This is a genomic window from Nocardia pseudovaccinii NBRC 100343 (assembly GCF_001613225.1).
Taxonomy (GTDB): domain Bacteria; phylum Actinomycetota; class Actinomycetes; order Mycobacteriales; family Mycobacteriaceae; genus Nocardia; species Nocardia pseudovaccinii.
Genome location: NZ_BDBY01000433.1, coordinates 1 through 5,401, shown reverse-complemented (window position 1 = coordinate 5,401; position 5,401 = coordinate 1). Strand labels below are relative to the sequence as shown.

Below are 5,401 nucleotides of genomic sequence, written 5' to 3'. Positions count from 1 at the left end.
TGGACGCCGAAGGCTGCGTGGTCATCAGGTTCTGCACCGTCCACACCGCAGTGCTCACACCGTGCTGTCACGCCAGCGGCAAAGGCAGCAGCGATTCGATCTCCGGTGTCGTGTGCCGGGCCTGCTACCGCGACGTGCACCACAAACACGGCGGCATCGACGCCGAGATCGCCATCGCCCGCGAGGCGCTGGAGATCGTCGTCGAGGGCCAGCCCCCTCAACCCGCCGCCGAGACCGCGAGCGGGTAGCCACTCTCCCCGACTCCATCCATCGAAATCCCCTCCCCCGAGGCAGGGACCGCCAGTCCAAAGCTGGCCGGTCCCTGCCTCTTTCACGATAGGAGCCCATCTCGATGTCCACCGACACCGACACGCCCACCACCGACCCCGAAATCGGCGAGCAGGCCCCCGCCGTCACCCTGGTACCCGGTCCCGATCCCGCCGCCACCGGCCCCGACGCCAACCACGGCGGCTCGGACCCCGGCGAGCCCGACGCCGGCGCCGACATCACCGGGGAACACGGCTGGCTCGATGAGTTGTGCACGGGCCCGACCGTGAATCCCGCCGACCTCGAGATCGATGAGAACGTGCGCAAGACCTTCCGGCTCGAAGACCACCCGGAGGTCACCGACTCCATCCGCGAACACGGCGTGCGGGACCCGATCCTGGTGATCCGGATGCCCGACAAGCGCCTGGTCGTGCGCGACGGGCAGGTCCGAACCCTGACCGCGCTGGCGTTCGAGCTGCCCGAGGTCCCGGTCTACATCCGCGATTTCGACCCGAGCGTGGACACGAACGAGGCCGAGATCGAGCGCATCTTCGAACAGATCACCCTCAACGACCGCCGGATCCCGCTCACCAACAGCGACCGCGCCGCCGGGATCACCCAGGCCCTCGACCTCGGCGCCTCGGTCACCCGCGTGGCCAAGGCGTTGCAGACCAAACGCGACGAGGTGAAACTCGTCGGCAAGGTCGGCGCCTCGCCCACCGCCCGCAATCTGATCGACGACGACCAGTACGACCTGGCCCATGCCGCGGTCATCGCCGAATACGAGAACGTCGGCGACCACGACGCGGTCCGCCGACTGCTCAACGTCCGCAGCGGTGTGTTCGACTTCGAGGCCAACCGGATCGCCGCCGATCGCGCCGAACGCCGCGCCTACCTCGCCGACGCCCTGCCCTATGCCCAGGCCGGACTCGGGATCCTCACCGACTACCCCGACCTCGACGACACCGACACCGCGTTGTTGTGCGCGGCCGAGATCGTCGACGGCGAGGGCAACGCGATCGATTTCGCGACCATCGCCGCCGATCCCGGGGCGTGGCTGGTGTGGCTCGAGGTCGCCGAGGAGCAGGTGTGGGTCGAGGTCGGCACCGGCCATATCGTCGACCCCGACACCGTGGATTGGGATACCCGCGACCGGCCCGACGCCGAGCCCGCCGAGGGGTTGCGCCACGCGCGGGAGGTCGAGCAGCGTGACCAGCTGCTGCTCGAGTACTTCCTGCCCCGCGACCTCCTGGAAACGGCCGGGTTGCGTGAACGCGTCGACACCGCATCCGACACCGAAGACGACGCCGATACCGGTGAGGTCGGTGACGCCAGCGAGGGCGAGCACCCCGGCGAGCGCGGTACCCGTTTCGGTCAGGTCGATCAGGAGCAGGTCGCGGCGGATCGGCGCGCCGCCGCCGAAGCCGCCGCGCAAGCCGCGGCCCAGGCGGCCGAGATCGATCGGGCCGCGCGGCGGCGGGTGCGTGAGCTCAACAAGCTCGGGTTGGCCGCCAAGGCGACTCGTATCGAGTTCGTGACCCGGCTGCTGGCCCGGCGGACCCCGCCCACCCAAGCCGCGTTGTTCATGACCCGGTCCTTGCTCGCCGATCCGGGCCTGACCGGCGAGTACCACACCTTCGACTCCGCGCTGAAGCTGCTGGGCATCGAGGGCTACCGGTCCCGCCTCGACATGCTCGCCACCCTCGATACCACCAAACCCACCCGCGCCCAGGTCATCGCCCTCGCTTTGGTGCTGGGTGGCTACGAACACCGCGCCGACAAGGACCTGTGGCGCTACACCGAATCCGCGGTCCGGCGCTACCTGAGCTTCCTGCGCGAACTCGGCTACCCCCTCGTCCCGGTCGAACTCGCCGCCCTCGGCGAGATCAAAGCCGTCGACATCGACATCGACAACCTCACCGCCACCGGCGAACCCGCCGACACCGACGCCGTCGCCGATCTCGACGCGGCCGAGGAGACCGGCAGCGACGCCCAGGACCTGCCCGACGCCGCCTGACGGTCCCGGACTATTCGCGTTCCCGATGCGCCCGAGACAGTTTCGGGCGCACCGGGAACGGCGTCGCGGCCCTTGCGGCATTCTTCGAAGGAGTCAGTTGTGCGCACCCCCGACGAACCCACCATCGATGCCCTGGCCCGCATCGATGACAACGGCTATCGCGCCCGCAGCCTGTGTGTGGTCGACCACCAGCCCGCCGACATCACCGTCACTGTCAAGGCCGACGGCCGCTTCCGCGCCACCGTGCGCGTGTTCGACCAGATGAGCTTGTCGTGGCATCTGGTGCTGCGCGTCGACCACCTCGACTACCAGCGGTTACCCGCCGACCCTGGCCAGCCCGACACCCTCGACGCGGTCCGTGCCAGCGTGCGCGAGCTCCACGCCACCGCGGTGTGGATCGCCCGCACCGCCCGCCATAACGGATCCCGCTGGTGAGCACCACCACGGCGCGGGTCCTGGACCTGCAAGCGGTGGGCCTGGATTTGCGGGCGGTGGCTCTCGACATCGCGGCGCGCGGGTGGCCGGTGTTCCCGATCCGTCCCGGCACCAAGAAGCCCCCGGTGTTCAAACGCTGGCCCGACCACGCCAGCACCGACCCGACCCGCATCCACCGATGGTGGGACCAGGACCCGGCCCGCAACGTCGCGATCGCGACCGGCCCGGCCCAGTTGTGCGTGATCGACCTCGACCCCCGCCACATGAGCCCGCCCACCACCGGATTCAACGACGCCCTCACCCGACTCCCCAACCCGGTGCCGGTGACATGGACGGTGGCGACCCCGCACGGCTGGCACCTCTACTACCGAGCCCCGACCACGCCGCGGATGTCGTGCAGCGTCGGGCGTCTCGGGGACGGTATCGACACCCGCGGGCACGGCGGCTACGTCATCGCGCCCGGTTCCCGCACCCGCCACGGCGACTACACCCTCGCCGCCGACCACCCCGTCGCCGACCTGCCCGCCGAACTCGTCGAACTGCTCACCCCGCCACCACCGGCACCCGGCATCCGGTCCAGCGCGGTCGCGACGCATCCCGACGCCTACCTCGCGGCCATCCTGACCGGGGAAGCCCACCGCGTCGCCACCGCGCCGGTGCGGCTGCGCAACCACACCCTGTTCCGGTCCGCGCTCGTGCTGGGACAGCTCGTAGCCGCCGACGAGATCAGCGAACACCACGCCCACACCGTCCTGCGCGACGCCGCGGCCGTGCACGTCGGGATCGAGGACTTCACCAGCGACGAGGCCGAGCGCACCATCGCCAACGGGCTGCGCTACTCCCGGTCCCGTCCCCGCTACCTGCGGCGCTAACCGTCGACGGAAAGCAGAGATACTGTGCCGGATTCGAGCGTGGAAGTCGTCGTGGTCCGCGACCCGTCTTCACAGACCTGGGTGTCTGTGTATGTCGACGGCACGGCAGTGGACTGCCAGTCAGTGGTGATCGACGCCGGTCACGGCTGGGAGTGCGAAGACTGACGTGATTTCCGCGACGCCACCCTGGCCAACGCGAGCAGCCCGGCCTACCGCGCGGAACTGATCGACGCCTTCGACGACCCGCCCGGCGGTGAATACGTGCTCGGCCGTGACCGCAGGCACTGGCTCGACGGTCTCGATCCCGAGGACCGACTCGCCTCGCGCTATCGGCTCACCGGGCCGCACGCGGTCGCGGTCACCGTGCCCGCCGCCACTGATATCGACGCGTTCGCGTGGACGTATCTGCCAACTCATCGGCGACAGCCACGCCCGCCCCGTGCACTCGGTCACCGACGTGCTCACCGCGCTCGACGAAACCGCCGAACCCGAACCCGCCACGAGCCCGCCGACCACCCGCGTATCGACACCGGCCACCACCAGCTCGCGGGCGCACCCGTCCACTGACCGCGCGGGCCGGTCGCAGTGGGTTCACGCACGGTCATCGGTGCACGCGCATTCATCTGTCCCTGTTGATCATCGACTTGCAAGGAGAACCGCTATGGCCGCAGACACCGTCATCACCGTGATAGGCAATCTGACAGCTGACGTCGAGCTCCGCTACACACCCGCAGGTATCGCGGTCGCGAATTTCACCGTCGCCTCTACCCCGCGGTATTTCGACCGGAACACCAACGAGTGGAAGGACAGCGAGGCGCTGTTCCTGCGGTGCAGCCTCTGGCGAGAGGCCGCCGAGAACGCGGCGGAGTCGCTGACACGCGGATCGCGTGTTCTGGTCAGCGGCCGTCTCAAGCAGCGCAGCTACCAGACCCGTGAAGGCGAGAAACGCACCGTCGTGGAGCTCGAGGTCGACGAGGTCGGTCCCTCGCTGCGCTACGCCACCGCCAAGGTCACCAAACGAAAGGCCAACCACACCAACGCAAACGATAGCAGCGCTCGCTCCCGCGAGCTCGTCGGCGCGGCCACTGGCAGCCGCAGCGGCGACGACGATCCCTGGACCACCACACCCAGCACAGGATTCGGTGGCGGATTCGGTGGCGGCGAGGAGCCCTCGTTCTAGAACAGCGCGGCCTGCGCGACTGCGACCTCCGTCCACGCCGCGCCAGTGGCGATGACCGCGAGCGGCCGGACGCGAGTGGTGGCTACACCCGACACCCCGGTCGGGTGCAGCCACCAACCGTCTCACCCACGTCGTGCGCCCGGCGTCGGCGGCGCTCACCGACCGATCGCGGGCCTTTCTCGCATCCAGCGCGCACCGCCCGCGTGCGCGGATCCAATGTCGAAAGGTCGACAGCCGCGTGAACGATCCCAAGAACTCGACCTACATCCGCGACCAGGGCGGCTGGGAACCGACCCGCTGGTACACCGTGCTCGGCCCCGACGGGCAGCTGTGGTGCGAGTCCAGCGACCGCGCCGAAGCCGTCGCGGCCCTGCGCGCCGGTGATCGGCTCATGCGCACCTGGCAGCGGATCTGCCGCGAGTCGCGGATGCGCGAAGAACAGCCCTGAATCGAACCCACGATATCGACAGCGGTGGATCCACCCGAATGGGCGTGAATCCTTCGCTGCCTCACCTGGACCAGGAGACCCCCGATGATCGAGCCAGTCCCTACCGAACCTCCCGCGGTCACCGCGTCGGCAGCGGCGGCGTCCGCGTTGATCGCGCTCGCCGAGCGCGCGCCCTCGCGAGC

At 69.6% G+C, this 5,401-nt stretch carries 7 protein-coding genes; 6 read left to right on the top strand and 1 reads right to left on the bottom strand.

The genetic code is table 11. From position 1 onward, the window contains the following. From NP3_RS49580 to NP3_RS45185, 4 genes are all read left to right on the top strand, one after another. On the top strand, positions 1-248 hold a 248-nt coding region (locus NP3_RS49580), incomplete at its 5' end, for a hypothetical protein (RefSeq protein ID WP_218025078.1). A gap of 104 nt (positions 249-352) precedes the next feature. Then, entirely contained in the window at positions 353-2,284 is a 1,932-nt protein-coding gene (locus NP3_RS45195; protein ID WP_063047847.1) for a ParB/RepB/Spo0J family partition protein, read from the top strand. A 99-nt stretch (positions 2,285-2,383) separates the two neighbouring features. Next, a complete protein-coding gene (locus NP3_RS45190) occupies positions 2,384-2,719 on the top strand; it encodes a hypothetical protein (RefSeq protein WP_063047846.1) in 336 nt (111 codons plus the stop codon). Next, positions 2,716-3,591, top strand: coding sequence for a bifunctional DNA primase/polymerase (locus NP3_RS45185; protein WP_063047845.1), 876 nt, complete (start codon positions 2,716-2,718; stop codon positions 3,589-3,591). Before NP3_RS45190 ends, NP3_RS45185 begins: the two co-directional genes overlap by 4 nt. 120 nt (positions 3,592-3,711) lie before the next feature. Here the strand turns inward: NP3_RS45185 and NP3_RS48770 are convergent, their stop codons facing one another. Beyond that, complete coding sequence (locus NP3_RS48770; protein WP_157124982.1) at positions 3,712-4,128, bottom strand: hypothetical protein; 417 nt, start codon at positions 4,126-4,128, stop codon at positions 3,712-3,714. Between the two features lie 124 nt (positions 4,129-4,252). On the opposite strand from NP3_RS48770, the gene NP3_RS45175 reads away from it, so the two are divergent. Together NP3_RS45175 and NP3_RS45170 are read left to right on the top strand one after the other, a co-directional pair. Continuing rightward, positions 4,253-4,771, top strand: coding sequence for a single-stranded DNA-binding protein (locus NP3_RS45175; RefSeq protein WP_063047843.1), 519 nt, complete (start codon positions 4,253-4,255; stop codon positions 4,769-4,771). A gap of 238 nt (positions 4,772-5,009) precedes the next feature. Next, positions 5,010-5,219 carry a hypothetical protein gene (locus tag NP3_RS45170; protein ID WP_157124981.1) on the top strand — a complete coding sequence of 70 codons (210 nt, stop codon included), beginning with the start codon at positions 5,010-5,012 and terminating at the stop codon, positions 5,217-5,219. Positions 5,220-5,401 lie beyond the last annotated feature (182 nt).

Excerpts from the sequence above, each read along its gene's own strand:
- NP3_RS45195 (WP_063047847.1), top strand. The coding sequence starts at position 353 with ATGTCCACCGACACCGACACGCCCACCACCGACCCCGAAATCGGCGAG.
- NP3_RS45175 (WP_063047843.1), top strand. The coding sequence starts at position 4,253 with ATGGCCGCAGACACCGTCATCACCGTGATAGGCAATCTGACAGCTGAC.